Source organism: Microbispora bryophytorum (genome assembly GCF_006874465.1).
Taxonomy (GTDB): domain Bacteria; phylum Actinomycetota; class Actinomycetes; order Streptosporangiales; family Streptosporangiaceae; genus Microbispora; species Microbispora bryophytorum.
In genome coordinates this window covers 15,039-41,323 of sequence record NZ_VIRL01000020.1, presented here as the reverse complement: position 1 = coordinate 41,323, position 26,285 = coordinate 15,039, and the positions used below count along the sequence as shown (strand labels likewise).

Here is a 26,285-nt window from a genome sequence, read left to right as displayed (position 1 = left end):
GTCACCCGCCGCGTTCAGCAGACGGCACCTCGCGGGGCGTCTCACCGGCCTTCCGCACCGCCGCGCGGCGAGGAGGCCGGGCGAAGGTCAGCCCGGCCGCCAGGCACGCCACGGGCACGACGGGAAGCACGTAGCGGTGGTCGAAGTCGAGCACGGCCACCGGCGCGACCAGCAACGTCACGGCGACCGCCCACGGCAGCGCCGCCGCCCGCCCCGATCGCCGCAGCGCCCCTATCGAACCCAGCAGCAGGACGGCGGCCAGCAACGGCCCGCGCAGGTAGGCCGGATACTGGTAGGCGATCAGCAGGTCGGCGTACGGCCGGACCGAGCGCATGCCGGTGAGATCCGGGTCGTACTCCCGCCTGACCTGGTCGGCCAGCGGCTGGCCGGCGGGCAGCGGCCAGGTGCCGAGGGCGAAGCCGAACGCGGGGACGGTGCGCGCCGGGTGGGCGACGGGGGTCCAGGGGAACGCGAGCGCCGTGTCCTTCACCACCTCGCGCAGGTAGTCCAACGGCTGGGCGGCGACGGCGCGCAGCGCGAAGGCACGCGCCCGGTCGTTGAGCGCGACGTGTCCGCCGGGAAGCCGGTTGAGGGAGGACTCCTTCGCCCACACGTACTCCCCCGCGGCGTCGAGGACGGTCCCGTTCGGGCACAGCGGCGCGAGGTCCTGCGGAGGCTGGATGACCGCGCAGTCCGCGAAGGTCATCGAACGGGCCCACAACGCCACCCCGTCCGAGCCGCTGACGCCGACGCGGCCGTGAACCCCGCCGTACCACGCCGCGTACGCGGCGACCGGCAGCAGCCCGGCCAGCGCGAGCACGGCCGGCCGGCGCCAGGGCACGCGGCGGACGGCGAGCACCAGCAGGACGAGCAGGATCAGCGGCAGCGCGATCGTCCGGGTGAGGGTGGCGCCCGCGAGCAGCAGGCCCACGGTCGCGGCGGCACGCGCGGACGGCACCGGGCGGCGGACCAGCAGGGCCGTGGCGGCGACCACCAGCAGGATGAACAGCGTGTCGGACACCACGGCGTGCTCAAGGCGGAGGAACGACGCGTCGAGCAGCACCGGCGCCGAGGCGGCCACGGCGGCCCAGCCGGGCAGTCCCCTGCCGCGCAGCGCCGCGTAGACGACCACACCGGTCGCGAGGCCCATCGCGTGCTGCACGGCGACGACCACCCCGACGCTGTGGAAGGGCAGCAGGGCGCGCAGCAGCAGGGGGTACCCGATCGGGTGGAACCCCTGATCCGGCTGCAGATGGACGGCGTTGTGCAGGTAGGCGAACGAGTCGTACCAGTACATCCGGGCGGGCGGATAACCGAGCATGGTGATCACCCTGAGTGCGGCTGCGGCGACGAGCGCGACCGTGAAGACCCGGTGACGCCTGATCCCCGCGAGAACCGGGAGCAGGGCACGGACGTATGCGGGCATGAAAAACCCATTCGTTGAGGGGAGATCCGGCAGGGCGGCGCTCGCACGCGACAGCCGGGCATGACTGTGGGCATGGCTGTGGGCATGGCTGTGGGCATGGCTGTGGGCATGGGTCTCAGGGACGCCGGGGTCTCAGGGACCGTCGGAGCAGAAGGCGTCCGTGGGGCGCGGCTGGGGGTTCGGAGTGGGGTTGACCAGCACGAGCGCCTGCCCGTCGGCGACCATGACCCCTCCGTGGACGTACCAGCCGGCGGGGGCGGTCGGCCTCGGCCCCTTGGTGATGTAGGAAGTGAACTCCGCCCGCAGGCCGCGCTCCCGGAGCAGGGGCAGGACCTGGGCGACGGTCTTGTTGACGTAGTCCACGCAGTGGAAGGGCTGGCCCTCCAGGTCGAAGGACTCCAGGATTCCGTAGCGCTCCCCCGCCCGTGCGGCGCGGCCGAGGTACACGGTCGCGTGCCCCCGGAACCGGACCGGGATGCGAAAGCCGATGGGGCAGCCGCCGAAGCGGGCGCACTCGCCGGGTTTCTCGATCGCGGTGATGGCGCTGTGGTCCGTGGTGCCGTCGAGGTAGAACACCTGCCCGGCCGAGGCGGGCGATACCGGCACGAGGCGCACCTCCACGTCCAGGCCGCGTTCGCGCAGTTCGCGCTGGTACATCGCGGGAGCGGCGAAAAGGTCCCGCACCTTGACGACGTAGTGGTCGCCCTCCGGCCTGATGTCGAGCGCGGCGGAGGCGGGTGCGGGGCCGAGACCGGCCGCCCCGGGCACGAGCCAGCCCACGGCGAGCAGAACGGCGGTGAGCGAGACGATCGCGGGAACCAGCCGACGGCTGCGCAGGATGGTCCCGGCGGCCCCGGTGACCGCTGCCCTCACACGGCGCCGGTCCGCCGGAACCGGGCCGGAGACGATCTCCTCCAGCAGGTCCAGGGCGGCCGGCGTCATCCCCGGGCCGGGGGCAGGAGCGATGCCGGCGACGAGCCGGTGCAGGTCATCGCGGTCGTAGGTCATCATGCCTCTCCTCGCGCCATTGCGGGCATCCGGACGCCGTACCGGGCCACGTCCACTCCCGCGCGGGTCAGCTCCTTGGTCAGTCGCTTGCGGGCCCGGTGCAGCCGGAGGCGGGCGGCTCCGCGCGAGCAGCCCAGCACGGTGGCGATCTCCGCCGATCCCAGCCCCTCCCAGCTCACCAGCGCCAGCACCTCACGGTCGTCGGGACCGAGGCGCCGGAACGCCGCACGTACGGCGTCGAGATCCTCGTGGTCCGGTGTCCAATCGCGGTCGTCCCCTTGGCCGAGTTCCGCGCCGAGCCGCTCCACGAGCGCGCTCCTGCGGGTCTCGGCCCTGCGCCCGTTGGCCAGCACCCTCCGGGCCACTCCGTACAGCCATAATCGGGCCGACGGGCCGGCCGGGACGTCGCCGATGCGGCGCCATGCGGTGGCGAAGGTCTCGGCGAGAGTGTCGGCCGCGTCCTCGGGGGACTCGGTGCGGCGGCGCACGTATCCGAGGAGATCCGCGTAATGCGCCAGGTAGATCTCCTCGAAACGACGCCTCAGGTCCGAGCGGGCCACCGATACTCCCCTTTCACCGCTTTCTCCGTCATCTCGTACGTGTCCGGAAGGCCGGAAGTGTTTCAGCCTGTCCCCGGTCCTCGCACGCGCGGAGATCACAGGTCCGCGGCGTTGGTACGTTTGGGCACGTGGCCCATTACTTCGAGGAGAGCCCCCAGGCGGCCAGCCGGCCCGCTTCGGTCGCCCTGGTCCTCCCGGATCTGCACCTGCGGCTGGAGACCGACCGCGGGGTGTTCTCCCCCGAACGGATCGACCCGGGAACCCGGGTGCTGCTGGAGACCGTGCCCCCGCCCCCGGCCGAGGGCGACCTGCTCGACCTCGGGTGCGGATACGGGCCCGTCGCGCTGACGATGGCGTCGCGGGCGCCGAAGGCCACGGTGTGGGCCGTCGACGTCAATCGCCGCTCGGTGGAGCTGTGCGCGCGGAACGCCAAGAGCGCCGGCCTTGACAAAGTAAGGTCGGTTCATGTCGACGAGATGCCGGAGGACGTCAGGTTCCGGGCCATCTGGTCGAACCCGGCCATCCGGATCGGCAAGGCCGCGCTCCACGAGATGCTCACCCGGTGGCTCGGCCGGCTCACCCCCGACGGCAGCGCGTACCTGGTCGTGCAGAAGCATCTGGGCTCCGACTCGCTGCAGCGCTGGCTGAGCGACCAGGGCCTGCCCACCTCACGGCTGGCCTCCCGGTCCGCCTACCGTGTGCTGCGGGTCGACGCCCGCCCCGCCGAGATCCTGGAGCGAGACCTCCAGGAGCGAGAGAGCAAGGAGCGATGAGCACTCCCAACCCGCGCAGGCAGCTCAAGCCGACCGACGTCAAGCGGCTCAACCGCACCTGGCGCCGCAACACCGAGGGGCGTCTCGCGCTGATCCTCGAGTCGGTGACCGGCCCCTTCAACATCGGCTCGATCTTCCGTACGGCCGCCGCCTTCGGCGCGGAGACGATCTGGCTGGCCGGCAACGCCACTCCGCCCACCAACCCCAAGGCCCAGAAGACGGCACTCGGCACCGATCGTCTGGTCGAGTGGCACGAGCCCGTCCCGGTGACCGAGGCCGTACGCGCGGCGAGGGAGGCGGGGTTCCGGGTGGTCGCCGTCGAGCTGACCGGCGACGCCGCCCCCCTGCACGAGGCCAAGCTCGACGGTGACGTCTGCCTGGTGCTCGGCAGCGAGGACCACGGCTGCTCCCCCGCCTGCCTGGAGGCGGCCGACTCGGTGGCCTACATCCCCCAGGTCGGCCGGGTGGGCTCGGTCAACGTGGCCATCGCCGCGGCCATCGCGATGGCGGAGAGCCGGCGGCAGGAATGGGCGCCGTCCCGCGGGTAGCCGCCCACTGAAACGATCAACGGGACCACACAGGGGCTCGCGGAACGGCCGCGCCGCGAGCCCTCTGCCCGCACTGGCTCAGCCCGCGCGGGGTCAGTTCTGCGCGGGTCAGTTCTGCGTGTGGAGCGGGCCGAACAGCCAGTTGCCGTGGGACTCCGCGTCCGGGCTGCGGAAGAACTGCTCGTTGGCCATGTGCAGCTCCTGCCGGCTCAGTGAGCCGTTGCCGTCCAGGTCGAGTCGCTCGAACGCGGCGGCGGCGTTCGCCTCCGACATGCGGAAGGCGCTCGCGGCCATCCGCAGGTACTCGGTCCGGGTGATCCTCCCGTCTCCGTCCGTGTCCATGAGGTCGTAGAAGGCGTCGGCGACCGGTGCGACGTGGGTGTGGTAGCCCGCCTCGGGCTGAGTGACGAACCGGTAGAACCCGGCCATGAACTCCTTCAGCTCGACGCGCTCGTCCCCGTCGGCGTCCATGGGCAGGGTGACCTCGTCCCACAGCCGCGCGTACCGGTCCCGGACCCGCTGCGACTGCGTGGAGCCCGGCGCGAACCCGAAGGCGTTGACCAGCCGGTCGGCCGAGGCGGTGTAGTCCATCTTGTCGATGGTCCCGTCGTCGTCCACGTCCAGAAGCGTGAACAGATGGGTCAGCTTGCGCTGCTGCAGGTCGTTGAGCATGGACCCCTCCCGAGTTCCGTTACCGTGAGCGACCGTGACTTTACCTTCCGCGACCACTTGTGGGAAGGTGCCGTGGTGCGGATTCACGTGATCGACGGGGCCAACGGCTTCGTGGCCTCTCATCTCATCGGCACACTGCTGGCCCAAGGCGACGAGGTGATCGCCCTCGCCCGCGCCTCCGCGGAGGTGGTGCGCCGCCGGGTCGCGGACGCGCTGGGCTGCCTCGGCCTCGACGAGTCCCCGGCGGGACGCCTCCGGGTGCGCGGGCTGGCGCTGGACGAGCCGGACCTCGGTCTTCCGTTCGCCGAGGTGTTCGCCGAGCCCTGCACCTACTGGCATGTCGCCGCGCTCGTCACCTTCTTCCCCCGCCGCGAGGAGGAGCTCCTGGACGTGAACGTGACGGGATCGGCGAACACGCTGTCTGCCTACGAGCGGCACGCCCGGCCCGGCTCGCGTTACATCCTCGTCGGGACGGCCTATCAGTGCGGGCTCGACACCGAGGGCCCCGTGCCCGAGGACTGGCCGTCGCACGATCCGCCGGACCGGTTCCGCAACTTCTACGAATACTCCAAACGCCAGGCGGAGATCGCGCTGGCACGGTCGCGGTCCGTCCGCGAGGGCACCGCCCTGGTGGCCCGGCTCGGCGTGATGGTCGGGCACTCCCGCACGGGTCGGGCGCTGACCGACTACGGCCTGTACGACTTCCTCCGCGTGATCTCCTTCTTCGCCCGGCGCACGCCCGGGGAGCGGGTCCGCATCCCCTGCCATCCGGACGCCAACCTCCACCTGACCCCCGTCGACACCACGGTCTCCCGGCTGGTCTCGCTCGCCGCCGCGGACCGGGTGCGTCCGGTCTCCCACGTGGTGAACGGAGCCACCGTGCCGGTGCGCGACCTGTTCGACGTGATCAACGCCCACCTGCCGATCGAACTGGTTCCCGCCACGCTCGAAGAGATCCGCGACAGGCCGTTCAGCCGGTTCGAGGCGGTGGTCAACATGCGGGCCAAGTACACCGCGGTCTACTTCCGGCACCACTACGAATTCGCGTGGCGGGACGCGACGGCCCCGCCCGCCGTCACCCGCTCGACCCTCGACCGGCTGATCTCCTGGTACGTACGAGAGGGACTGCCCGAATGACCGACTTCGTCGCACACATACGGGCCCGCCTCGCCGACGATCGGGAGTTCGTCTTCGTGCGGGACGACGGCAGCCCGGTCCGGCTCCCCTTCACCGAGCTGGACAGGCGGGCACGCGCCACCGCCGTGTGGCTCGCCGGACGCGGCCTGACCGATCAGCCGGTGCTGCTGCTCTACCCGGCGGGGCTCGACTTCACCGTCGCGTTCCTCGGCTGTCTCTACGCCCGGGTGCCGGCGATCCCCGCTCCCCTGCCGGACACGGGCGCGGCGCACGGGAGCCGCGTACGGACACTGATGCGGGACGCGGGCGCGCGGCTGGTCCTGACCGATTCCGGGCACGTGTCCGAGCTGTCCGCCTTTTCGGCCTGTGTGGCCGATCACGCCGCCGCCGATCCGGACGCCTGGACCCCGCCGGCCATGACCGGCGCCACCATCGCCTATCTGCAGTACACCTCCGGCTCCACGAGCGACCCGCGCGGAGTCGAGGTCTCGCACGGCAACCTGCTGCACAACCTGGAGCTCTTCCGGTTGCTCGCCCGGGACAGGCCGGTGCGGCGGCTGGCCGGGTGGCTGCCCCACTATCACGACATGGGCCTGGTCGGCCTCCAGTTGCAGGCGCTCCATACGGGCGCCGACCTGGTGTTCATGTCACCGGCCTCATTCGTCGCGCGGCCGGTGCGCTGGCTGGAGCTGATCAGCCGGTACGGCGCGGACTGGACCGTGTCGCCGGACTTCGGATACGCCTGGTGCACGCGCAGGATCACCGACGAGCAACTCGCCGGCCTCGACCTGTCCTCACTGACCATGGCCGTGAGCGGAGCCGAGCCGATCCGCGCCGGCACGCTCGCCGAGTTCGAGCGGCGGTTCGCTCCCGCCGGCTTCCGCCCGACCGCCTGGAACCCCGGCTACGGCCTGGCCGAATGCACCTTGATGGTCACCTGCGTGCCCCAGGGGCAGGGCGTGACCGTGCGGCGGTTCGACCCTTCCGCGCTGGAACGGCATCGGGCGGTCCCGGCGCCCGAGGGGACTCCCCTGGTCGCGTGCGGCCCGGTCTCCGGGCTCGACCTGCGGATCGTCGAACCGGACGGCTCGCGCTCCCTCGCCGACGGCGAGATCGGGGAGATCTGGGTCTCGGGCCCCAGCGTCGCCCTCGGCTACCGGGGCCGCCCGGCGGAGACCCGCGCGACCTTCCGGGCCGGCGATTCCGCACAGCACGGGCGCTGGCTGCGCACCGGGGATCTGGGGTTCCTGCTCGACGGCCAGCTCTACGTGACGGGGCGGATCAAGGATGTGATCATCGTCAACGGCCGCAACCTCTATCCGCAGGACCTGGAGGAGGCGGCCGCGCGGGCCAACCCGGCCGCGGGGCGCAGCGCCGCCTTCGGCGTCCGCCGCGCGGACGGCGGGGAGCACGTCGTTGTGGTGCAGGAGATGCGGCGGGGACAGGGAGACCTCGGCGAGACGGCCGACCGGGTCATGGACCAGGTGACGCGGGAGTTCGGCATCCCGCTGAGCCTGATGCTGGTGGCCCGTGGCGCGGTGCGGCAGACCACCAGCGGCAAGCTTCGCCGCCGCCACATGCGGGAGCTGTTCCTCAGCGGAACCCTCACCCCGCTGCACGCCGAGCTGGAACCCGCGCTCAACGACCTGCTGGAGACCGTCGCATGAACACCGCCCCCGGGCCCCACGACGACCTGCGCCGATGGCTGATCGAGCGGGTGGCCGTCTATGTCGGGCGGCCACCCGCGGAGATCGACCCGTCGGTCAAGCTCCGCTCCTACGGCCTGGACTCGATCCACGCGCTCAGTCTGTGCGTCGACGTGGAGGAGGCCGTCGGCCTCCTGGTCGAGCCGACCCTGGCCTGGGATCACCCCACGATCGACGACATCGCCGCCCACCTGGCCGGCCTCGTGGCGCGCGACCGGACCGGACAAGGAGCGTCGGACATGGATGACAAGGGACTCTTGTGACGCAAATGTTCATCTTGGTGCGCTGACTGTTTGGCCGGAACCCGGCATACTCCTCTCGTGCATCGCCGTTTCGCGTTCCTCGACCATCCCGGACCGCTCGCCTTCGCGCATCGAGGCGGGGCGGCGGAGGCTCGCGAGAACACCATGGCCGCCTTCTCCCGGGCGGTCGAGCTCGGTTACACCTATCTGGAGACCGACGCGCACGCGACCGCCGACGGCGTCCTGCTCGCGTTCCACGACCACACTCTCGACCGCGTCACCGACCGCACCGGCCGCATCTCACGGCTGCCCTACCGCGAGGTGCGCAGCGCCAGGATCGGCGGCCGGCACGAGATCCCGCTGATGGAGGACCTGCTCGGCGCCTGGCCGGACGTGCGGCTCAACATCGACGTCAAGGAGAGCGCCGCCATCGCGCCGCTGGCCCGGGCGATCCGCCGCACCCGCGCCTACGACCGCGTGTGCCTGACCTCCTTCTCCGACGCGCGGCTGGCGCGCGCCCGGCGCGCGATCGACCGGGAGGTCTGCTTCTCGCTCGGCCCGCGCGGCCTGGCCGCCCTGCGCACGGCGGCGATGGGAGGCGGGTACGGCAGGCTGCTGTCCGGGCTGGCCCGGTCGGGAGTGCCGTGCGCGCAGGCGCCGATCGGGTTCCGTGGCCTGCGGGTGACCACCCGCGCCCTCGTGCGGACCGCGCACGCGATCGGCATGCAGGTGCACGTGTGGACGGTGAACGACCCGGTGACGATGGCGCATCTGCTCGATCTCGGCGTCGACGGGATCATGACGGACAACATCAGCGGCCTGCGCGACGTGCTCAAGTCACGCGGGCAGTGGCACCCCCGCCCGGCCGAGCCGTGACTCCGGACCGTCACGCCCGGCCGGGAACGCCCCGCCGAAGCCGCTGAGCCTCTGCCCCCGCCGAACCCCTGCGAGCCCCGGGCCCCCGGCGACGCTCCACCCCCGTGAGGAGAGACCATGACCGCTCCCCAGGTCGTTCAGGAGGAGATCCCCGGCGCCCGGCGGCGCGAGCAACGCGGCTGGTACTGGTACGACTGGGCGGACTCGGCGTTCCAGACGACCGTCCTGACCGTCTTCCTCGGGCCGTACCTGACCTCGGTCGCCACGACGGCGGCGGGCGGCGAGGACGGCTTCGTCGCGTTCCTGGGCCTCGACCTGCGGCCGAAGGCGTACTTCACGGCACTGGTGACGATCTCGGTGCTGCTGCAGATCGTGATCATGCCGATCGTCGGCGCCCTGGCCGACCACACCGGCCGCAAGAAGCAGATCCTGGGGGCCTTCGCCTATGTGGGCGCGGCGGCCACGCTCGGCTTCTACCTCGTCTCCGGCGGCGGCTACCTGCTCGGCGGCGTGCTGTTCCTGGTCGCCAACGTGACCTTCGGCTCGGCGCGCGTGGTCTACGACTCCTTCCTGCCGCAGATCTCCGGCGCGGAGGAACGCGACGCGATCTCCAGCAGGGGCTGGGGCTTCGGCTACCTCGGCGGCGGCCTGCTGCTCGCGCTCAACCTGGTGCTCTACCTGTCCGGCGCGGTCGAGGAGGGCCTGGCGGTCCGCGTGAGCCTGGCGTCGGCCGGCCTGTGGTGGGGCGCGTTCACCCTGATCCCGATGCTGCGCCTGCGCAACCGGCGGGTGCCGGTCCACGAGGCGACCGCCGCCCGGGTCGCGGCCGGCAGCGTCCGCCAGCTCGGCCGGACCCTCATGGACCTGCGGCGCTATCCCCGCACGCTGCTGTTCCTCGCGGCCTACCTGATCTACAACGACGGCGTGCAGACGGTGATCGGGTTCTCCGCGACGTACGCCGACCAGGAGCTGGGGCTCAGTCAGACGCACCAGATCGGGGCGATCCTCATGGTGCAGTTCATCGCCGTCGGCGGCGCGCTCGGGCTCGCGTGGATCGCGGCCAGGATCGGGACCAAGCGCACGGTCCTGGCCAGCCTGGTCGTGTGGACGGTGGTGGTGGCGGTGGCCTACTTCCTGCAGAAGGGAGCGGCGGTCCAGTTCTACGCGATCGCCTTCGCCATCGCGATCGTCATGGGTGGCACGCAGGCGCTGTCGCGCTCGCTGTACTCTTTGGTGATCCCACCCGGCCGGGAGGCGGAGTATTTCAGCCTCTACCAGATCAGCGACAAGGGCTCGGCGTTCCTCGGCTCGCTGGTGCTCACGCTGGCGCTCCAGCTCACCGACAGCTACCGCACCGCGATCGTCTCGCTGATCGTGTTCTTCGTCATCGGGTTCGTACTGCTCACCGTTGTCAACCTGCCTCAGGCCATCCGTGAGGCGGGGAACGAGGTGCCCGACCACATCTGAGACCAGTGGGACGGAAAAAGCGCGATTGGATCAGGTCTCGGCTGGGAATCCACACACGGTATCAGGCGTTGTACGCGGTGGCGAACGAACCCCTCGAAGGCGGGGACCTCAGGAGGCTTAAAGACATGGGCGAGCGTGCACTTCGCGGTACCCGGCTCGGCGCGACCAGCTACGAGAACGACCGCAACACCGATCTGGCCCCGCGCCAGGAGGTGTCCTACACGTGTCCCAAGGGCCATCTCACCACCGTCCCGCTCGCCGTCGAGGCCGAGATTCCCACGACCTGGGAGTGCCGTCACTGCGGCAGCCCGGCGTTGCGGGTGGACGCGGAGCAGCCCCAGCAGAAGAAGGCGAAGCCCCCGCGGACCCACTGGGACATGCTGCTGGAGCGTCGCTCGATCGAGGACCTCGAAGAGGTGCTGAACGAGCGCCTCGCCATTCTGCGCGAGCAGCGGCGCAGGAGCGCGTAGGACGTCGGCAACGCCCCCGGCGGCCGGAAGGAAATTCCGGCCGCCGGGGGCGTTCCGCGTGTCCGGACTGATCTTCCGGGCTGTTCGATCCGGGCTGACTGCTCGATCCGGGCTGCTCAGCCCGGCGGCGCCGGCACGCGTACGACGACCATGGGGCACGTCGCGTGCTGGAGCATGGCCTGGCAGACCGATCCGAAGACCAGGCCGCGGAACTCGCCGGCCCCCTGGGAGCCGATGACGAGCAGGTCGGCGTTCGCCGACGCCTGCCCCAGCACGTCCACCGGGTGACCCCGGACGACCTCCTCGACGATCTTGACGTCGGGATAGCGCTCGCGCCGCCCGGCGAGAGCCTCCCTGACCATCCGCACCTCGGCCTTCTCGTCGTCGAAGTCGTCGGGGAGCGGCGCCAGGCCGCCGCCCGCATTCAGGGAACTGTAGGCGTGCACCACGCGCAGGGTCGTCCCGCGCAGCGCCGCCTCGGCGAAGGCGAAGTCGAGTACCTTGGCGCAGGCGGGCGATCCGTCGATGCCCACCACGATCTCCGGGCGCGGCGCCGAGGGCACCTCCCGCACGACGACCACGTCGCACGGGGCGTGACCGGCCACGCCGTAGGCGACCGAGCCGAGCATCAGGCCGCGGAAGCCGCCGAGCCCGTGGTTGCCGACCACCAGGAGATCGGCGTCCACCGCCGCCTCGACGAGCGCCGGGCGCGGGTCGCCGGCCAGGATCGCGGTGTCGACCGGCACCCGGGGGGCCTGCGCGAGAACCCGCTCGGTGGCGGCGCCGAGCACGGCCGCGGCGCCGTCGCGCATCCACGCCGCGACCTTCGTGTACGCACCCTGCTGCGCGGTCGAGCACGCCCAGGCGGGGATGGCGTTGGCGATGCGCAGGGGGACGCCGCGCAGGCCGGCCTCCCTGGCCGCCCAGCAGGCGGCCTCCATGCCGGCGTCCGAGCCGTCGACACCCACGACGATCATGAGGCCCTCCTTCTCCGGTCCTTCCATCAGACCGCTCCCCACCGGGGCGTGCGAGCGCCGAAGGTCCCGCCGGAGCGGGACCTCCGGCCCCGGGTCACATCACGCCGGCCCGCTCCGGGGATTCGGCGGCGCCGGTGGTGAGGTGGTGGCGCAGGCGCTCACCCTCGACGTCCAGGTCGGGCAGCGCCCGGCCCAGGGCGCGGGGCAGCCACCAGGCGGCGCGGCCGAGCATGGACATCACGGCGGGGACGAGGGTCATGCGGACCACGAAGGCGTCGACGAGCACGCCGACGGCCAGCGCGAAGCCCATCGACTTGATGATCGGGTCGTTCATGAACACGAACCCGCCGAACACGGCCGTCATGATCAGCGCCGCGGCGGTGACGACCCGCGCGTTGTGCCCCATACCGTTGATCGTCGCCTGGCGGGGAGCGTCACCGCGCACGTAGTCCTCGCGCATCCGCGAGACCAGGAACACCTCGTAGTCCATGGCCAGGCCGAACAGGATGCCGATGAGCAGGATCGGCAGGAAGCTCACCAGCGGGCCCGGCACGTCCACGCCCAGCAGATCGGCCAGGTGGCCCTCCTGGAAGATCGCCACGGTGATGCCGAAGGTCGAGCCGACGGTGAGCAGGAAGCCCAGCGCCGCCTTGACCGGCACGAGGATCGAGCGGAAGACGAGCATGAGCAGCAGCACCGACAGGCCGACCACCAGCAGCAGGTACACCGGCATGGCGTCGGCGAGCTTGTCGGAGACGTCGATGCCCACGGCCGTCGCGCCGGTGACGGCGATCTCGGCGCCGCCGATCTTGGCGACCTTGGCGCGGATGGCGTGGACGGCGTCCTCGGTGGCCGCGGCGGTGGGTCCGGCCTTGGGGATGATGGTCAGCAGCGCGGTGGTGCCCGCGGCGTTGGGCTGCGGCGGGGCCACGGCCAGCACGCCGGGGGTCTGCTGGATCAGCTTGGCGGCCTCGCCGGCGGCGGCGGTCGTGGCCGCCGGGTCCGCGGCCGAGACCACGGCGATCAGGCGGGCGTTGAAGCCCTCGCCGAACCCCTCGCTGGTCAGGTCGTAGGCCTCGCGGGCGGGGGTGCCGGGAGCGGCGGTGCCGGCGTCGGGCAGGGCCAGCCGCAGGTCCTGGGCCGGCAGCGCGAGCGCGCCGAGGCCGAGGACCCCGGCCAGCAGGATCGGCACGCGCAGCCGGGTGACCACCCGTCCCCAGGTGTAGCCGAAGCCCCTGCCGCCCGCGCCCGCGCTCTCGCCGGTGCGCTGCTTGCGGGGAAGCACCCGGGCTCCGGCGTACGACAGGAAGGCGGGCAGCAGCGTGAGGGCGACCAGCACGGCGACGGCCACGGTGCCGGCGGCGGCCAGGCCCATCACGCTCAGGAACGGGATGCCGACCACCGACAGACCGGCGAGGGCGATGACCACGGTGGCACCGGCGAACACGACCGCCGATCCGGCGGTGCCGACCGCGCGGCCCGCGGCCTCCTCCGGCGCCACGCCCTCGGCCAGGAACTGGCGGTAGCGGGAGGTGATGAACAGCGAGTAGTCGATGCCCACGGCCAGGCCCAGCATCAGCGCCAGCACCGGCGTGACGGAGGTCAGCTCGACGACGCCGCTGAGCGCGAACAGGCCGCCCATGCCGGCCCCCACGCCGATCAGCGCGTTCAGCAGGGTCATGCCGGCGGCCACCAGCGAGCCGAAGGTGACGATCAGCACCACCGCGGCGATCACGACGCCGATTCCTTCGGACCCGCCCACTTCCGGCGCGGCGTTCAGCACCTCACCGCCGTGCTCGACCCGCAGCCCCGTCACGGAGGAGCCGGCCTTCATGTACGCCTCGCGCTGGGCCTCGGTGACATCCTTGAGCGCGTTGGCGAACTGCACCTGGACCAGGGCGTAGCGGCCGTCGGCGGAGACGGCGCCGGACGTGAAGGGGTCGAGGGCGGCGACGACGCCGGGGATGCCGGCGGCCTCCTTGACCACCGGCGCGATCGCGGCGGGGTCCAGCTTCCGGCCCTGCGCAGCGGCGACGACGATGGTGCCGGTGGCACCGCTGGCCTGCGGGAACTCCTTGGCCAGGGCGTCCAGCGCCCGCTGCGACTCGGTGCCGGGCATGGCGAACTTGTCGCCGGTCGGTCCGTGGAAGGCCGCGGCGGCCAGGCCCAGGACCACGAGCAGCAGCAGCCACACGGCGGCCACGCGCCCGCGTCGGCGGAAGGAGAACCGGCCCAGCCGGTACAGCAGGGTTGCCAAAGCAGATCTCTTTCTTCGGGAGGTCAGTCGGTCTGCAGACCGAGCGTCCGCAACGCGCCGCGGGTCAGCTCCGCGCGTAGCGTCTCCTCGGGGAGCGTGAGCTCGCCGGCGCTGGTCAGGATGATCCCCAGCATCGCCATCCAGGCCCAGACCCGGGCCTGGGGGGCGGCCGAACCGCCGGACAGGGCGTCCGTAAGCCGTTCGGTGATGCCGTCCACGTCCGGTAGTTCCGGCCGGTTGATCAGCGCGTCGACGTCCTGCAGGAGGATCTTCACCTGCAGCCGGAAGCGCAGGGACAGATCGACGAGTCCGGCGACGGCGGCACGGGCGGCCTCCTCGCCGTCCAGTTCGGCGAGCCGCCCCTCCAGCGCGGCGAACTCCGGCCCGACGGGCGCCAGCAGCTCGGTCAAGATCGCGTCCTTGTTCGTGAAGTGATAGAGCAAGGACGCCTTGGAGCAGCCCGCGTCCGTGGCGATGTCCTGCAGGGAGGTGCCGCGGAAGCCGTGGGCGGCGAACAGCCGCACGGCCGAGTCCAGGATGTCCGCGCGCATGGTGGTTGCGGAACGTGCCATACGGACACCTTAGCTGACCGATCGGCCAACATTTGACCGATCGGCCAGCTCTGACCGAGGCGGGAGCCTACGCGGGACGGCGGGCGAGGGTGAGCAGATGGCCGCTGACCCCGAGAAGCGACGGCACGCGTTCCAGCGTGCGCTGGGCGTCGAGCATGAGCCTGCGGCGTCCGGGGTCGTCGAGCCAGTCGTTGACGTCGCCGTACAGCCAGAAGGCGCCCTCCAGGCCGTAGCGCTCGGTGCCGGGAAGCCCGGCGTCGGCGAACTCCCCGGGCACCTCCTCGGGCTCGTGCAGGTAGGCCGGGAAACCCGGCCCGGGACCCAGCAGGCGGCCGTTCTCCAAGGCCTGGCGCGCGGCCAGGCGGTGTTGCTCCTGCTCGTAGACCCCCAGGTGGACCATGTCGTGCACGGCGGCGTAGCGGTTGATGGTGGCGGCGGCCACCAGCCCGCCGGGGCGCACCACGCGGCGCGCCTCGGCCAGGGCGGCGACCCGGTCGGCGCGGTCGGCCAGGTGGTAGAGCGGGCCCAGCAGCAGGACCGCGTCGGCGCTCGCGTCCGGCAGGGGCAGGTCGCGAGCGTCGCCCAGCCGCGCGGTCAACCCCGGCAGGGCCCCGGCCCGCTCGACGTGGAGCGGGACCGGGTCCAGCAGTTCGACCTCGTAGCCGTCGGCGGCCAGCCACACGGCGTGCACTCCGGTGCCGCCGCCGACGTCGAGCACCCGGGCGGGCGGGGTGGGGTCAGGCCGCCGGCTCGACGGGGAGCCAGATCTGGTGGCGGCCGGGCGCCTCATGGTAACGGCGCAGCGCGGCCAGGCCGCTGAGCCATCCGGTCCAGGCCGCGTACGGCGGGTTGGCGGTGTCGAAGCCGCTCTGGACGAACGTCAGGCGGGTCTTGCCGCCGCTGTCCTCCAGGTCCCAGGTGACGACGCCCCCCGGTCCCCAGTCGGCCGACATGGTCTTGCCGGGGACCAGGTCGATGATCTTCGCGGGGTGCGGATCGGCGTCCAGGCCGCCCATGGCGAAGCGCCCGCCGACGTGCGGCTCGATGCCGATGGGGTATCCGAACCAGTCGCTCGCCTTGTCCGAGTCGACCAGGGAGTCGAACACCTGGTCGACCGGCGTGTCAATGACCGTCTCGCCGCGGAAGTCGGCGGAGGTGAAGTCGGGCTGGGGGCCGATCTCGCGTCCCTCGACGTAGTCGGCCAGGTTGGACAGCGCCAGCGACCAGAAGGTCTGCAGCACGCCCCGGATGCTCGCTCCGGTGATGACGTCCTGGAAGTCGAAGTGGCTCTGCGACAGGGTCAGGACGGTCGCGTCCGGGGACTCCTCCGTCAGCGTGATCTCGGTGGTCGTCTCCACGCCGTCCAGCAGCCAGGCGAAGCGCAGCGTGTGGTCGTCGGCGTGCAGCGGGCGCTGGTGGGGGGCGTCGCCCTCCGGGGTGCGGCGGCCCCAGAACGCGTAGCGGCCGGGCAGGTCGGCCTCGGCGTGCTCGGCCAGCCACACCCGCATCGCGGCGGGGTCGGTCAGCGCGTGGCGCACCTCCTTCACCGGGGCGGCGAGGCGGACGCGGACGATCATCGGTTCACTCACGGTCGTCTCCCTGGGGGTAGTGGGGATAGCAGGCCACGGCGAGTTTGAAGGCGTCGCCTTCCGCGCCGCCGTAGCGGGTGAACAGGTCCTGCAGCGCGGTGCGCAGGTCGGCCAGGAACTGCAGGCGGCGTTCCGGGGGCACGCGCACCTCGCCGGACACGGCGATGGACGGCAACTCCGGCGCGGCCCGGTCGAGCGCGGCGATGTCGGCCTGCACCTCTTCCATGAGGTCGAGCAGGTAGCCCAGGCTGAGCTCGTCCTGCCGGCGGCGCAGCCCGCCGATGCGGCCCACCAGGCTGGGCGCCAGCCAGTAGGAGCGGGCGCTCGCCTGGTAGATGCCTTCGGTGATGCCGCGCACCCGCCGCTCGGAGACCTGGTCGACCAGACCCGCCTCCACGAGGCGTTTGACGTGGTAGTAGACCCGCTGCGGCGTCTGGTCGAGCACCGCCGCCACCTCGGTGCACGTGCGGGGCTCGGCCAGCTGCCGCAGCACCTCGATGCGCTGCGGCTTGAGCAGTGCCTCGGCCTGCTCGATCTGCTCCAGGTACAGGATGTCTCTCATCGCAAAAACAATGTTGTACGTAAAAATTGTCTTTGTCAATGGGGCTGGCGGAAGAGGAAGAGGCACCAGAAGGGGGTCGGCTACCCGCGGTCGGCCGCGCGGGCCAGGAACAGGGCGCGGGCCAGGAACAGGGCCCGCTCCCGCTCGTTGCCGGTCAGGGACGCCGCCCGTTCGAACTCCCGCCGCGCCTCGTCCGTGCGGCCCAGCCGGGCCAGCAGGTCGCCGCGTACCGCCGGAAGTTGGGGGTAGCCGCGCAGGGCCTTGTCACCGGCGACGGCGTCGGCGATCTCCAGCCCGCGTGCCGGGTCGCCGGCCATCGCGACCGCGACTGCGCGGTTCAGTTCGACCACGGGAGAGGGCGAGACGTGGGCGAGCACCCGGTAGAGCGCGGCGACGCGCTCCCAGTCGGTGTCACCGCCGCGGACGGCCCGGGCGTGGCAGGCGGCGATGGCCGCCTGCAGGGCGTACGGCCCGAAGGCGCCGCCGAGCGACTCGGCCCGCTCCAGCGCCTCCAGGCCCCGGCGGATCAGGAGCCGGTCCCACAGGCGCCGGTCCTGGTCGGGGAGCAGGACCGGCGCGCCGTCCGGTCCTGCTCGGGCGCGCAGGCGGGAGGCCTGCAGTTCCATCAGCGCGGCCAGGCCGTGCACCTCCGGTTCGCCGGGGAGCAGGCCCGCCAGGAGACGGCCCAGGCGCAGCGCCTCGTGGCAGAGGTCGGGGCGGGTCCAGTCGTCTCCCGCCGTGGCCGAGTAGCCCTCGTTGAAGATCAGGTAGACGACTTCCAGCACCGAGGCCAGCCGCTCGGCCAGGTCGCCGGGGGCAGGCATCTCGAACCTGACCCCTTTGGCGGCCAGGGTGCGCTTGGCGCGGACGATCCGCTGCGCCACCGCCGGCTCGGTGGCCAGGAACGCCCGGGCGATCTCCCCGGTGGTCAGACCGCCGAGCAGGCGCAAAGTGAGCGAGACGCGCGCCTCGGTGGTCAGCGCGGGATGGCAGGCGGTGAAGACGAGCCGCAGCATGTCGTCGCGGATGTGGTCGTGCATGTCGGCGTCCGGGTCCGGCTGCGGCCTGCTCCCGACGTCACGGCCGATCTCCTGGAGCTTGCGCTCGTAGCGGCTGCGCCGCCGCAGATGATCGATCGCGCGGTGCTTGGCGGTGGCCATGAGCCAGGCGCCCGGGTTGTCCGGGACGCCCGCCTCCGGCCACTGCTCCAGCGCGATGAGCAGCGCGTCCTGGGCGAGCTCCTCGGCCAGGCCGACATCGTCGACGAGGCGGGCCAGCCCCGCCACGAGCCTGGCGGACTCGATCCGCCAGACCGCCTCGATCGCGCGGTGCGCCGCGAGCAGCGCCTCGGTGCCGGTCATCGGAGTGCTCAGCTCACAACGTTCAGGCCGGCGGGGCGAAATCCTCGGGGCCGAGAACCTTGACCACCTCGGCCTCGCCCTCCCAGCCCTCCCACAGGTCGCGGTGCAGGCGCATGAAGCGCGCGGCCCACTCGACGGCCTCCTCCTTCGACCGCACGTCGTACAGGGCGTAGCTGATCAGCTCCTTCGATTCGGCGAACGGGCCGTCGGTCACGCTGAGCCCGCCCTCGGCCACGCGCACCCTCGCCGCGGACGCGCTGGGCGCCAGCCCGGCGGTGTCGAGCAGCGCCCCGGCGACGGTCGCCTCCTGGCCGAGCTTGACGATGGCCTCCATGAGGTCGGCGGGCGGCGGGGTGGCGGGCTGGGCGGCCCTGAGCAGAACCATGTAACGCATCGGTCGTCTCCTTCCGGTCAATCATCTATCAGGTGAACGCGGGACGGGTCAGGCGTTCCGGTAGGCGTGCACAGCGAGGGCGCCGATCCAGGCCCAGCCGAGCACCACGGCGCCGGTGAAGGCGAGGTTGGCCCAGGTCGCACCCGCCCCCGAGGCCACGGCCAGGAACCCGGCCGCGAACAGCACGCCGATCGCCCGCGAACTCCACGCCCAGACCACCTGCCCGCTCCGGGCGCAACGGCGGGCGAGGACGAAGCAGGCCGCGACCAGGCAGGCGAACCCGACGCCGCCGGAGACCAGGTGCGCGACGCCGTGCCAGCTCGCCTCGCCCGCCGGCACGCCGCGGGGGAAGCCGCCGGCCGGGTCGGCCCGGAAGGCCCCGGCCGCCAGCAGGCTCAGACCGTACACGGCCAGCAGGCGAGGGGCCCAGCCGCGACCGTGGGCCCGGCGCAGGCCCACGGCGAAGGCGACGGTCATCGCCCCCGTCAGCACGAAGACGGCGATGTGGACCCAGCCGAGGTCGCCGTTGGCGAGCAGGCTCCAGGCGTGCCGGGTCAGGTCGAAGCCGTCCCGGGTCAGGGCCTCGGCCAGCGACACCCCGACGTAGACCGGGCCGGCGATCACGCCGTACCCGAGCAGGCTGCGGGTGATGCCGGTCTCCCGGTCGCAGGTGCGAGCGGTGCCAGGGCGGGCGGTGCCAGGGCGGGCGGTGGCGGCGCGGGCGGTGGTCATGGGTGGTTCTCCCTCCGGCGGGGGCCGGTCCCTCACCGGCCCTTCACCCACTCCTCGAACGGGACGCTCCCGGATCGACACGCCTCCCGGACTTTTTCGAGATTTTTTCCGGCGGCGCTTCCCGGGGAGCACCGCGCCCGGCCGCAGGCACAGACGGCCTGGCGAGCGGAGGCCGAACCGGCCGTAGCCGGCAGTCCGGTCAGCGCGCTGTCCTGTCATGGCTGTGTGAGATATCCCTCTCCCGTCGTCGTGGCGCTGGTGGTCTGGGGAGGTGACCATGTGGTGATGACCTCCTCGCCCCGCCCGCCGCGCGACAGTGACCGACCGGATCCGACGGGCGGGACCACCGCGCTCGGTGGAGAGCCCGCTCCCGCCCGCGGGTACCTGCTGGACAACGCACGCGCCGAGGCGGGCGAGCGATTCGTTTGGCTGGCCGAGCTGTTCGACGGTGTGACGCGGGGGCACTTCGATCGGCTGGGGGTCGGGGCCGGCTCGCGCTGCTGGGAGGTGGGGGCCGGTGGCCGCAGCATCCCGGAGGCGCTCGCGGCGGCCGTCGGTCCGACCGGGCACGTGCTGGCCACGGACATCGACCCGTCGTGGCTGGAGGCAGGCGGCGGATACGAGGTGCGCCGGCACGACGTCGCCCTTGATCCGCCCCCGGAGCCGGGAACGTTCGATCTGGTGCACGCCCGGCTCGTGCTGGTCCATGTGCCCGACCGGGCTCGGGCGTTGGCCACGATGGCGGCGGCGCTGCGGCCCGGCGGCTGGCTGCTGATCGAGGACGCCGACACCGCTCTGCAGCCACTGGCATGCCTGGACGACAGCGGCCCGGCGCAGCGGCGGGCCAACCGGCTGCGTGACGCGGTCCGGGAGCTGCTGACGCGCCGCGGCGCGGACCTGCGCTACGGCCGGACACTGCCGCGGGCATTGCGTGAGGCCGGCTTGGTGGATGTCGCCGCGGCGGGCTCTTTCCCGGTCGGCGGGCCGGCCTGCGACCGGCTGGAGGCGGCGACCATCCGGCACGTGCGCGGCGAGCTGCTCGCGGCCGGCCTTGCCGACGACGCCGAGATCGACGCGCACTTGGCCGCCATCCACGCGGGCGAACTCGACCTGACACTCGCGCCGCTGATCTCGGCCTGGGGACGCCGTCCAGCCGAGCAGCCGCCGGCACTCGGTTAGGCGCGGATCCAACGTTGTCCGACCGCTGCCAAACCGCCAGGCTGTGAGACAGGCCCTGGCTAGAGGGCGAGCAGGTCCACCGACACCTGCCAGAGGAGGGTAGCCGCCTCCGGGTCGAGCGCGTACGCCGCGACGCCCCGGCCGGCCCCCTCCCGATTCGGCTCCGCCTCCTGGTTGTCCTCGAAGTAGCGTCCGCTGACGCCCTCGACCAGCGGCGACGCGGCGAGCAGCACGGAAGTGGCCGCGCCCTGCTCGGTGTTCTTCCACGTCACGCCGGTCGAGTTGCCCAGCGCGCGACGACGCTCGATGTAGTCGGGGTCCAGGTGCCGCTGGAGGTTGGTGCGGATGCCGCCGGGCATGAGCGCGTTGACCGTGATGCCGTCGCCGGCCCACCGCCTGCCTGCCTCGACCGCGAAGAGCACGTTGGCCGTCTTCGACTGCCCGTACGCCAGCCACGGGTCGTACGGGCGCTCCCGGAAGTGGATGTCGTCGAAGACGACCGCCGACCGCAGGTGGGCGCTGGAGCTGACCGACACGACGCGCGCGCCGCCGGCCGCCGCGAGCGCCGGGTGCAGTCCCGTGGTCAGCGCGAAGTGACCGAGGTGATTGGTGGCGAACTGCAGCTCCCAGCCCTCCGGCGTCCGCGCCTCCGGGCACGCCATCACTCCGGCGTTGTTGACCAGGATGTGCAGCGGCCCCTCCCACGCGGCGGCGAACGAGGCGACGGAGGCCCGGTCGGCGAGGTCCAGCGGCGCGACGAGGACGGGCGCGCCCGCGGTGGTGGCGGCGATGGCCTCAGCGGTCCGCTTTCCCGCGTCGAGGTCGCGGACCGCGATCGTCACCTCCGCGCCCGCCGCGGCCAGCGCCCGGGCGGTCTCGACGCCGATTCCCGACGCCCCTCCGGTCACGATCGCCCGCCGCCCGCGCAGGTCGACGCCCTCCAGGACCTCGGCCGCGGTGGACTGCCCGGTGAACGGAGTGGTGATAGGCGTGGTCTGAGTCATGGTCGTCCCCGTCCCGTACGGCGGCAGGCGCCCCTCGGGAGCCCGGCCGCTACAATCAAGGAAAACCGGAGGAACCTCCGGTACGCCTGTAACACTAATCGGAGGATCCTCCGGTTAGCAACTCGCGTCGTGGAGGAGCCGTGTCCACCCCCGCTCGACCATCCGGAGCCAAGCCCCTGCGCGCCGACGCCCGGCGCAACCGCGAGCGGTTGCTCGACGTCGCCGTGCGGGCGTTCTCCCAGGACGGGCCGGACGTCACGCTCGACGCGATCGCGAAGGAGGCGGGCGTCGGCATCGGCACGCTCTACCGCCACTTCCCCACCAGGGAGGCGCTGATCGAGGCGGCCTACCGCAACGAGCTGGCGAAGCTGTGCGACGCGGCGGCCGAGCTCGCGGACACGTTGCCGCCCGACGTGGCGATGCGCGCCTGGATGGACCGTTTCGTCGACTACCTGGCGACCAAGCGGGGCATGGCCGACGCGTTGCGCGCCGTGATCGCCTCCGGCGCCAACCCGTACGCGCACAGCCGCGACCGGCTCATCGGGGCGATCGGCACGCTGCTCGACGCGGGCGGCGCGGCCGGGACGCTGCGGCGGGAAGTGGCGGCCGAGGACGTGCTCACCGGCGTGAACGGCATCTGCCTGGCCGCCGGCGAACCCGCGCAGCGCGAGCAGGCCGGGCGCCTGCTCGACCTGCTGATGGACGGCCTGCGCCACGGAGCGCCGGGCGCGCCTGCCTGAGGCGGGACTCCGGCGGGCCCGCTCACACCCGGTGCCAGCGGGCCTCCGCGAAGCAGTAGACGGCGAACAGCACCAGACCGACGGCGACCACGACGAGCAGCCACGGCCCGGCCGGGGTGTCGGCGAGCGCCTTGAGCGCGCCGTCGATGCCGGCCGCCTTGTCGGGGTCGTAGGTGAGGGCGGCCTGGCCGATCAGGGCGCCGGCGGCCAGCGCGATGACGCCGCGGGCGATGTAGCCGGCCTTGCCGAGCTTGACGACGACACCGCGGGCACGGGGCCCGGTCACGTACATGTCCTTCATGAACTTCTCGGTCCAGCCCTCGTAGATCCAGAAGACGCCGAGGGCGATCACGCCCAGCGCCATCAGGCCGACCAGGAACTGGCCGCCGGGCAGCTCGAACAGCGTCTTGGTGACGTCCTGCGACTGGCTGTCGGACGAGGAGGCGGCCTTGTTGCGCGTGAGCAGCGCCACCATCGAGAACACCAGGGCGGCGTAGACGACGGCCTTGGCCACGGCCTCCACGCGCTCCTTGACCCCCGGCCGGCCCCAGACGGCCTCGGAGACCTGCCAGATCGTCAGTGCGGCCAGGCCGACGGCCATGACCCACAGCAGGGGGTCGCCCAGGGGCGCGTCGCGGACGATCTGGAGCGCGCTGCTCTTGTCGGCCTCCCCTCCCCCGCCGAAGGCGATCTGGAGGGCGACCAGGCCGATGATCGCGTACAGGACGCCCCGGGCGGCGAACCCGACCTTGGCGAGCTTCTCCAGGACAGGGTGGTCGGCCGCTTTGCGGGCCGCCCCTTCGAGACGGCGGCCGGCCTGGTGGGCGGTCGTCATCGCGGCTCCTCTCCTCGGTGGATCGGTCGGTGGATCGGTCGGTGGATCGGTCCGTCTGCCGGACTGACCGCCTACTGACCCGGACGAGGAGGATCAAACATCCGCCGGGCTCAGCCGGCCAGGCGCAGGGCCTCGGCCGCGACGGCGTGCCGGAGGTCGCGGATGCCGGGGCGGCCCCGCAGCGGGTGGACGTTGTTGGTGAGCAGCACGACGGTCAGCCGGCGGGCGGGATCGACGACCAGCGACGTGCCGGTGAAGCCCGAGTGGCCGAACGCGCCCGCGAGCGGCCCCACGATCGCCGGGTCGTCGATGCGCACGCCGAGCCCCTGGCGGAAGGCGGCGCCCGGCACGCCCTGGTCACGCAGCATCTCGGCGGTCCAGGCGGGAGACAGCACCGGGCCGCCGCCGGTGCGCAGCGCCTCGCCGAAACGCACGAGGTCGGCGGCGGTGGAGAACAGCCCGGCGTGCCCGGCCACGCCGCCCAGCGCGTGGGCCGTCTCGTCGTGCACCTCACCCCGCACGCAGATGCCGCGCTTGAACTCGGTGGCGACGGCCCGGCCCGGCTCGACCGGCCCGTACGTCGTGGCGCCGAGCCCGAGCGGCCCGGTGACCCGCTCGCGCACGAGCACGTCCAGCGGCGCACCGCCGGCGGCCTCCGCCAGCCGCCCGGCCGTGATCATGCCGACGTCCGAGTAGAGGTGCGTCCCCGGCGGCCCCTGCACCGGAGTGGACAGCACCAGGTCCCAGCGGGCCTCCTCCGGCTCCTTTTCCACCCGGCGGCTCGCGGGCAGGCCCGCCGAATGCGTCAGCAGGTGCCGTACCGTGATCTCGGGCCGGTCCCCGTAGAACCGGGGCAGCCGGGCGGCCACCGGCTCGTCGAGGTCGAGCGCGCCCTGCTGGGCCAGTGAGACGAGCACCGCGGCCGTGAACATCTTGGTCAGGGAGGCGATGTCGAAGAGCGCGTCCATCGCCACGGCCGGCCGCCGCGCCCGCAGCCCCCCGGACGGACCGGCGTACCGCAGGGCTTCGCCCACGGCGGCCGCGGCGACCGTACGCCCGTCCACGGCGATCGCGGCGACCGCCGCCGAGGCGACCTCGGGCACGGCCGCCCGCAGGACGTCCTCCAGCATGTGCTGAGGCGTCTGGTCAGGCCCGGGCATCTGGTCATGCACTGTGCAGCGCCGGGCCGAGCCGGTTGCCGTGGGCCGCGAGCAGCGCCCGCGCGTCGTCGGCGCCCACCCCGCGCTCGATCATCACGACGGCCGTCTTCACGTCCCGTCCCGCGCTCTCCAGGACCTCCCGGGCCCGCGGCACCTGCGTGCCGGTGATGTCGGAGACGATGCGGGCCGCCCGGTCGACGAGCTTGGAGTTGCTGGCCACGACGTCGACCATGAAGTTCCCGTACGTCCGCCCCGACCTGATCATCGTGATCGTCGAGATCATGTTGAGGACCAGCTTCTGGGCCGTGCCCGCCTTGAGGCGGGTCGAGCCGGTGACCACCTCCGGCCCCACGATGACCTCGACGGCGTGGTCGGCGGCGCGTGCGAGCGGGGTGCCGGTGTTGCAGGCCAGGCCCACGGTCAGCGCGCCGAGCCGCCGGGCCTGCTCGACCGCCGCGACGACGTACGGCGCGCGCCCGCTGGCGGAGATGCCCACCACGGAGTCGAGCGGGCCGACGTGCTTGCCGCGGATCACGGCTGCGCCCGCCTCCGCGTCGTCCTCGGCGCCCTCGACCGAGCGCACCAGCGCGGCCTCGCCGCCCGCGATGATGCCCTGGACCAGGTCGGGGTGCGTGCCGAATGTCGGCGGGCACTCGGAGGCGTCGAGCACCGCGAGCCGCCCGGAGGTGCCCGCGCCCACGTAGAGGAGCCTGCCCCCGTCGGCCATCCGCGCGGCGATCGCGTCGACGGCCGCGGCGATCGCCGGGACGGCCCGGCCCACGGCGGCCGGGACGGCGGCGTCGGCGGCGTTCATGAGCCGGGCGATCTCCTCCGTGGGCAGCGTGTCGATCCCGCTGAAGCGGGGATCGCTCTGTTCGGTGGCGAGAGCGGCGAGTGAGTGGGTCATGGTTCCTCAGCTTCGGAGTGCTAGATGAATCGTGTGCGTACGGGGCTGGAGCGGCTGACGAGCACGCCGGGAACCGGACGGGTGCGGGTCGGGCTCATCACCAACCCCACCGGAGTCCTGCCCGATCTGACCCACGCCGCACCGGCCCTGCTGGCCGCCGGAGTGCCCGTGACCACGTTGTTCAGCCCCGAGCACGGCCTGCGCGGCACGGCCCAGGCGGGCGGCGGCGAGGGCGACACCGCCGACCCGGTCACCGGCCTGCCCGTGCTCGACACCTACCGGCGGACCGGCGGCGACCTGGACGCGCTGGTCGCGTCGTCCGGGGTGGAGGCGCTCGTCTTCGACGTGTGCGACGTGGGCGCGCGCTTCTACACCTACGTCTGGACGATGTACGACCTGATGGGATCGGCCGCCCGGCTCGGGCTGCGGTTCACCGTGCTCGACCGGCCCAATCCGATCGGCGGCGCGGTGGCCGAGGGCCCGGTGCTCGACCCGGCCTACGCGAGCTTCGTCGGCCGCGCCGCCCTGCCCGTACGGCACGGCCTCACGCCGGGCGAGATCGCCGTGTTCGCCAACCGCGCGATCGGCGCCGAGCTGGACGTGGTGTGCGTGGAGGGCTGGCGCAGGCAGTGGCACTTCGACCGCACCGGGCTGCCCTGGGTGCTGCCGTCGGCCAACATGCCGACCCTCGACACCGCCCTGGTCTACCCCGGCACCGGGCTGCTGGAGGGGGTGAACGCCGCCGAGGGCCGGGGCACGACCCGGCCGTTCGAGCTGGTCGGCGCGCCGTACGCGGACGGCCGGTTCGCCGCCGCGCTGAACGATCTCGGCCTTCCCGGGGTGCGCTTCCGCGACACGTGGTTCACCCCGACGTTCGGCAGGCACGCGGGCGTCGTGGTGCGCGGCGTGCAGCTGCACGTGACCGACCGGGAGGCCTTCCCGCCGGTGCTGACGGGTGTGTCCGTCCTGCACGTGCTGCGCAGCCTGTATCCGGGCGACTTCGCCTGCGAGCCGTTCCTCGACCTGCTGTGGGGCTCGGCCTCGCTGCGCGAGCACCTGGAGGCGGGCCGCGACCCCCGCGGGCTGTGCCCCCCGCCGGGCCCGCCCCAGGGTGAACTGCTGTACGGCTGA

28 protein-coding genes are annotated in these 26,285 nt (G+C 72.8%); 11 read left to right on the top strand and 17 right to left on the bottom strand.

The features are described from left to right. Position 1 precedes the first annotated feature (1 nt). The 3 genes from FLX07_RS28855 to FLX07_RS28845 form a co-directional block, all read right to left on the bottom strand. A complete protein-coding gene (locus FLX07_RS28855; protein ID WP_189104909.1) occupies positions 2–1,426 on the bottom strand; it encodes a hypothetical protein in 1,425 nt (474 codons plus the stop codon). 132 nt (positions 1,427–1,558) lie between these two features. Then, a complete protein-coding gene (locus FLX07_RS28850) occupies positions 1,559–2,437 on the bottom strand; it encodes a hypothetical protein (RefSeq protein ID WP_223854120.1) in 879 nt (292 codons plus the stop codon). Next, positions 2,434–2,994: an RNA polymerase sigma factor gene (locus tag FLX07_RS28845; protein WP_142574837.1), complete on the bottom strand. Its 561-nt coding sequence runs from the start codon at positions 2,992–2,994 to the stop codon at positions 2,434–2,436. The genes FLX07_RS28850 and FLX07_RS28845 overlap by 4 nt, the downstream gene beginning before the upstream one ends. A gap of 128 nt (positions 2,995–3,122) precedes the next feature. Here FLX07_RS28845 and FLX07_RS28840 point away from each other — a divergent pair, with 128 nt between their 5' ends. Both FLX07_RS28840 and FLX07_RS28835 read left to right on the top strand, forming a co-directional pair. Further along, on the top strand, positions 3,123–3,767 hold the full coding sequence (locus FLX07_RS28840) for a class I SAM-dependent methyltransferase (RefSeq protein ID WP_142574836.1): 645 nt from the start codon (positions 3,123–3,125) through the stop codon (positions 3,765–3,767). Then, positions 3,764–4,315 (top strand): TrmH family RNA methyltransferase, encoded by a 552-nt coding sequence (locus tag FLX07_RS28835; RefSeq protein WP_142574835.1) that lies wholly within the window; start codon positions 3,764–3,766, stop codon positions 4,313–4,315. Before FLX07_RS28840 ends, FLX07_RS28835 begins: the two co-directional genes overlap by 4 nt. 108 nt (positions 4,316–4,423) lie before the next feature. Here FLX07_RS28835 and FLX07_RS28830 read toward each other — a convergent pair whose 3' ends face one another. Continuing rightward, positions 4,424–4,987, bottom strand: coding sequence for an EF-hand domain-containing protein (locus tag FLX07_RS28830; protein WP_167748426.1), 564 nt, complete (start codon positions 4,985–4,987; stop codon positions 4,424–4,426). Positions 4,988–5,062: 75 nt separating this feature from the next. Between FLX07_RS28830 and FLX07_RS28825 the strand changes: the two genes are divergently transcribed. The 6 genes from FLX07_RS28825 (at position 5,063) to FLX07_RS28800 (ending at position 10,885) form a co-directional block, all read left to right on the top strand. Next, positions 5,063–6,124 carry an SDR family oxidoreductase gene (locus tag FLX07_RS28825; RefSeq protein ID WP_167748425.1) on the top strand — a complete coding sequence of 354 codons (1,062 nt, stop codon included), beginning with the start codon at positions 5,063–5,065 and terminating at the stop codon, positions 6,122–6,124. Then, entirely contained in the window at positions 6,121–7,791 is a 1,671-nt protein-coding gene (locus FLX07_RS28820; RefSeq protein WP_142574832.1) for a fatty acyl-AMP ligase, read from the top strand. Before FLX07_RS28825 ends, FLX07_RS28820 begins: the two co-directional genes overlap by 4 nt. Continuing rightward, on the top strand, positions 7,788–8,093 hold the full coding sequence (locus FLX07_RS28815) for an acyl carrier protein (protein WP_142574831.1): 306 nt from the start codon (positions 7,788–7,790) through the stop codon (positions 8,091–8,093). The genes FLX07_RS28820 and FLX07_RS28815 overlap by 4 nt, the downstream gene beginning before the upstream one ends. A gap of 57 nt (positions 8,094–8,150) precedes the next feature. Next, positions 8,151–8,948, top strand: coding sequence for a glycerophosphodiester phosphodiesterase family protein (locus FLX07_RS28810; RefSeq protein ID WP_142574830.1), 798 nt, complete (start codon positions 8,151–8,153; stop codon positions 8,946–8,948). A gap of 117 nt (positions 8,949–9,065) precedes the next feature. Next, complete coding sequence (locus FLX07_RS28805) at positions 9,066–10,415, top strand: MFS transporter (protein WP_142574829.1); 1,350 nt, start codon at positions 9,066–9,068, stop codon at positions 10,413–10,415. Between the two features lie 125 nt (positions 10,416–10,540). Next, complete coding sequence (locus FLX07_RS28800; RefSeq protein ID WP_142574828.1) at positions 10,541–10,885, top strand: RNA polymerase-binding protein RbpA; 345 nt, start codon at positions 10,541–10,543, stop codon at positions 10,883–10,885. 116 nt (positions 10,886–11,001) lie between these two features. Here the strand turns inward: FLX07_RS28800 and FLX07_RS28795 are convergent, their stop codons facing one another. The 9 genes from FLX07_RS28795 to FLX07_RS28755 form a co-directional block, all read right to left on the bottom strand. Beyond that, positions 11,002–11,889, bottom strand: a complete 888-nt coding sequence (locus tag FLX07_RS28795; protein ID WP_223854118.1) for a universal stress protein — start codon at positions 11,887–11,889, stop codon at positions 11,002–11,004. A gap of 67 nt (positions 11,890–11,956) precedes the next feature. Continuing rightward, positions 11,957–14,119 (bottom strand): MMPL family transporter, encoded by a 2,163-nt coding sequence (locus FLX07_RS28790; protein WP_142574827.1) that lies wholly within the window; start codon positions 14,117–14,119, stop codon positions 11,957–11,959. 23 nt (positions 14,120–14,142) lie between these two features. Then, positions 14,143–14,691 carry a TetR/AcrR family transcriptional regulator gene (locus tag FLX07_RS28785; RefSeq protein ID WP_142574826.1) on the bottom strand — a complete coding sequence of 183 codons (549 nt, stop codon included), beginning with the start codon at positions 14,689–14,691 and terminating at the stop codon, positions 14,143–14,145. Between the two features lie 67 nt (positions 14,692–14,758). Next, positions 14,759–15,481, bottom strand: a complete 723-nt coding sequence (locus tag FLX07_RS28780) for a class I SAM-dependent methyltransferase (protein ID WP_142574825.1) — start codon at positions 15,479–15,481, stop codon at positions 14,759–14,761. Next, positions 15,429–16,280 carry an SRPBCC family protein gene (locus FLX07_RS28775; RefSeq protein WP_142574824.1) on the bottom strand — a complete coding sequence of 284 codons (852 nt, stop codon included), beginning with the start codon at positions 16,278–16,280 and terminating at the stop codon, positions 15,429–15,431. Before FLX07_RS28775 ends, FLX07_RS28780 begins: the two co-directional genes overlap by 53 nt. Further along, entirely contained in the window at positions 16,273–16,842 is a 570-nt protein-coding gene (locus FLX07_RS28770) for an ArsR/SmtB family transcription factor (protein WP_142574823.1), read from the bottom strand. Before FLX07_RS28770 ends, FLX07_RS28775 begins: the two co-directional genes overlap by 8 nt. A gap of 80 nt (positions 16,843–16,922) precedes the next feature. Further along, positions 16,923–18,203, bottom strand: a complete 1,281-nt coding sequence (locus FLX07_RS28765; RefSeq protein ID WP_142574822.1) for an RNA polymerase sigma factor — start codon at positions 18,201–18,203, stop codon at positions 16,923–16,925. A 22-nt stretch (positions 18,204–18,225) separates the two neighbouring features. Next, the gene (locus tag FLX07_RS28760) at positions 18,226–18,597 is read right to left on the bottom strand and encodes a YciI family protein (protein WP_142574821.1); all 372 of its coding nucleotides are present in this window, start codon (positions 18,595–18,597) and stop codon (positions 18,226–18,228) included. A gap of 48 nt (positions 18,598–18,645) precedes the next feature. Then, positions 18,646–19,329: a DUF998 domain-containing protein gene (locus FLX07_RS28755; protein ID WP_142574820.1), complete on the bottom strand. Its 684-nt coding sequence runs from the start codon at positions 19,327–19,329 to the stop codon at positions 18,646–18,648. 225 nt (positions 19,330–19,554) lie between these two features. Here FLX07_RS28755 and FLX07_RS28750 point away from each other — a divergent pair, with 225 nt between their 5' ends. Beyond that, positions 19,555–20,508: a methyltransferase domain-containing protein gene (locus FLX07_RS28750; protein WP_208762438.1), complete on the top strand. Its 954-nt coding sequence runs from the start codon at positions 19,555–19,557 to the stop codon at positions 20,506–20,508. Positions 20,509–20,567: 59 nt separating this feature from the next. Here the strand turns inward: FLX07_RS28750 and FLX07_RS28745 are convergent, their stop codons facing one another. Continuing rightward, entirely contained in the window at positions 20,568–21,512 is a 945-nt protein-coding gene (locus tag FLX07_RS28745) for an SDR family NAD(P)-dependent oxidoreductase (protein ID WP_142574819.1), read from the bottom strand. A gap of 140 nt (positions 21,513–21,652) precedes the next feature. Between FLX07_RS28745 and FLX07_RS28740 the strand changes: the two genes are divergently transcribed. Continuing rightward, entirely contained in the window at positions 21,653–22,252 is a 600-nt protein-coding gene (locus FLX07_RS28740; RefSeq protein WP_142574818.1) for a TetR/AcrR family transcriptional regulator, read from the top strand. A 22-nt stretch (positions 22,253–22,274) separates the two neighbouring features. Here the strand turns inward: FLX07_RS28740 and FLX07_RS28735 are convergent, their stop codons facing one another. From FLX07_RS28735 to murQ, 3 genes are all read right to left on the bottom strand, one after another. After that, a complete protein-coding gene (locus FLX07_RS28735; protein WP_142574817.1) occupies positions 22,275–23,087 on the bottom strand; it encodes a DUF1206 domain-containing protein in 813 nt (270 codons plus the stop codon). Between the two features lie 110 nt (positions 23,088–23,197). After that, a complete protein-coding gene (locus tag FLX07_RS28730; RefSeq protein ID WP_223854117.1) occupies positions 23,198–24,247 on the bottom strand; it encodes a serine hydrolase domain-containing protein in 1,050 nt (349 codons plus the stop codon). A gap of 4 nt (positions 24,248–24,251) precedes the next feature. Continuing rightward, a complete protein-coding gene (gene murQ, locus FLX07_RS28725; RefSeq protein ID WP_142574816.1) occupies positions 24,252–25,154 on the bottom strand; it encodes an N-acetylmuramic acid 6-phosphate etherase in 903 nt (300 codons plus the stop codon). Between the two features lie 24 nt (positions 25,155–25,178). On the opposite strand from murQ, the gene FLX07_RS28720 reads away from it, so the two are divergent. Next, the gene (locus tag FLX07_RS28720; protein WP_142574815.1) at positions 25,179–26,285 is read left to right on the top strand and encodes an exo-beta-N-acetylmuramidase NamZ family protein; all 1,107 of its coding nucleotides are present in this window, start codon (positions 25,179–25,181) and stop codon (positions 26,283–26,285) included.

Excerpts from the sequence above, each read along its gene's own strand:
- FLX07_RS28855 (WP_189104909.1), bottom strand. The coding sequence starts at position 1,426 with ATGCCCGCATACGTCCGTGCCCTGCTCCCGGTTCTCGCGGGGATCAGG.
- FLX07_RS28850 (WP_223854120.1), bottom strand. The coding sequence starts at position 2,437 with ATGATGACCTACGACCGCGATGACCTGCACCGGCTCGTCGCCGGCATC.
- FLX07_RS28835 (WP_142574835.1), top strand. The coding sequence starts at position 3,764 with ATGAGCACTCCCAACCCGCGCAGGCAGCTCAAGCCGACCGACGTCAAG.
- FLX07_RS28830 (WP_167748426.1), bottom strand. The coding sequence starts at position 4,987 with ATGCTCAACGACCTGCAGCAGCGCAAGCTGACCCATCTGTTCACGCTT.
- FLX07_RS28820 (WP_142574832.1), top strand. The coding sequence starts at position 6,121 with ATGACCGACTTCGTCGCACACATACGGGCCCGCCTCGCCGACGATCGG.
- FLX07_RS28815 (WP_142574831.1), top strand. The coding sequence starts at position 7,788 with ATGAACACCGCCCCCGGGCCCCACGACGACCTGCGCCGATGGCTGATC.
- FLX07_RS28805 (WP_142574829.1), top strand. The coding sequence starts at position 9,066 with ATGACCGCTCCCCAGGTCGTTCAGGAGGAGATCCCCGGCGCCCGGCGG.
- FLX07_RS28800 (WP_142574828.1), top strand. The coding sequence starts at position 10,541 with ATGGGCGAGCGTGCACTTCGCGGTACCCGGCTCGGCGCGACCAGCTAC.
- FLX07_RS28795 (WP_223854118.1), bottom strand. The coding sequence starts at position 11,889 with ATGGAAGGACCGGAGAAGGAGGGCCTCATGATCGTCGTGGGTGTCGAC.
- FLX07_RS28785 (WP_142574826.1), bottom strand. The coding sequence starts at position 14,691 with ATGGCACGTTCCGCAACCACCATGCGCGCGGACATCCTGGACTCGGCC.
- FLX07_RS28780 (WP_142574825.1), bottom strand. The coding sequence starts at position 15,481 with ATGAGGCGCCCGGCCGCCACCAGATCTGGCTCCCCGTCGAGCCGGCGG.
- FLX07_RS28770 (WP_142574823.1), bottom strand. The coding sequence starts at position 16,842 with ATGAGAGACATCCTGTACCTGGAGCAGATCGAGCAGGCCGAGGCACTG.
- FLX07_RS28765 (WP_142574822.1), bottom strand. The coding sequence starts at position 18,203 with ATGACCGGCACCGAGGCGCTGCTCGCGGCGCACCGCGCGATCGAGGCG.
- FLX07_RS28760 (WP_142574821.1), bottom strand. The coding sequence starts at position 18,597 with ATGCGTTACATGGTTCTGCTCAGGGCCGCCCAGCCCGCCACCCCGCCG.
- FLX07_RS28755 (WP_142574820.1), bottom strand. The coding sequence starts at position 19,329 with ATGACCACCGCCCGCGCCGCCACCGCCCGCCCTGGCACCGCCCGCCCT.
- FLX07_RS28745 (WP_142574819.1), bottom strand. The coding sequence starts at position 21,512 with ATGACTCAGACCACGCCTATCACCACTCCGTTCACCGGGCAGTCCACC.
- FLX07_RS28735 (WP_142574817.1), bottom strand. The coding sequence starts at position 23,087 with ATGACGACCGCCCACCAGGCCGGCCGCCGTCTCGAAGGGGCGGCCCGC.
- FLX07_RS28730 (WP_223854117.1), bottom strand. The coding sequence starts at position 24,247 with ATGCCCGGGCCTGACCAGACGCCTCAGCACATGCTGGAGGACGTCCTG.
- murQ (WP_142574816.1), bottom strand. The coding sequence starts at position 25,154 with ATGACCCACTCACTCGCCGCTCTCGCCACCGAACAGAGCGATCCCCGC.
- FLX07_RS28720 (WP_142574815.1), top strand. The coding sequence starts at position 25,179 with ATGAATCGTGTGCGTACGGGGCTGGAGCGGCTGACGAGCACGCCGGGA.